Source organism: Devosia psychrophila (assembly GCF_000971275.1).
GTDB lineage: Bacteria > Pseudomonadota > Alphaproteobacteria > Rhizobiales > Devosiaceae > Devosia > Devosia psychrophila.
Map to the genome: position 1 here is coordinate 1 of NZ_LAPV01000082.1, position 1,093 is coordinate 1,093.

At 56.4% G+C, this 1,093-nt stretch carries 1 pseudogene; it reads left to right on the top strand.

Annotated features, from left to right (window positions below):
- Window positions 1-263 precede the first annotated feature (263 nt).
- Window positions 264-896, top strand: a pseudogene (locus WH91_RS06815) (tyrosine-type recombinase/integrase).
- The last annotated feature ends 197 nt before the right edge of the window (window positions 897-1,093 follow it).

Consider the following 1,093-nt stretch of genomic DNA (forward strand, 5'->3'; position numbering starts at 1 on the left):
GCATCAGCATATCCTGCTGCATCCGCTGGCGAAGCGGCCTGGTAGGAGCCTCGGTCGATAGAGTAGCCATGGCAAGTTCCTCTCGTTGAAGGGAACTCCATGGTCAGATCAGCTGCCGCTCGATCAATAGCTTATAATGAAACCGAGACCCCGCCGCCCGCACCCTCCCGCGAAGCGGGTTCGTGCATGGGGCGCGAAGCCGCCGCTCGTGAGGTCGCCACAATCGTTTCTCTTGCGGCCGCTTTGGCCGATGGAGAAATGTAATGGGTATCTCACAGTATGATCCCGCTGCTGCGGGAAGGCCTGCCTGGAATGTCGGCAGGCAGGTTGGCGCCAAACGCGCTTTGAAAGTCAGACAGATTTGGTCGATCCGCTTCTTTCTTGATCGTGAAGGCAGGATGAGAGACCGGGCGCTTTTTGATCCTGCGATCGATAGCAAGCTTCGGGGCTGCGACCTGGTGAAAATAAAGATAGGTACATTGGTGACTGGGCCTACTATCCGCTCCCGATCAATGGTGATCCAGCAAAAGACGGGAAGACCGGTTCAGTTCGAGATTACCACGGACACACGGGCAAACCTACTTGCCTGGCTCGAACGCCGAGGCGGCTCTGTCGATGATTTTGCGTTTCCTAGCCGTGTCACAGCTGGTGGTCACCTAAGCACCCGTCAGTATGCAAGGCTTGTCGACGAGTGGGTAACAGCTATCGGTCTGGCGCCCGAGGAATATGGCACCCACTCCATGCGTCGAACCAAGGCGTCGCTGATTTACAAAGCCACGGGCAACCTGCGGGCCATCCAGATCTTGCTCGGTCACAGCAAGATCTAGAACACGGTACGGTATTTGGGCGTTGATGTTGACGATGCTCTTTCTCTTTCAGAGGCTACCGAAATCTAACACCACCAACTTCGCCGACGGTAATAGGACCTGTCGGCGAAGCGCCGGTGAGTTCAACCGGTCATTGCAACACCATTAATCTGGAAGGAATGGGGGTGTCGCATGGTGGCGTCACGGATCCGGTTTACTTCAGCGCAGAAGGCCGAGCTGTCGGAGCGATGGAAGCAAGGTCAGAGCATTTCATCGATCTCGCGGTC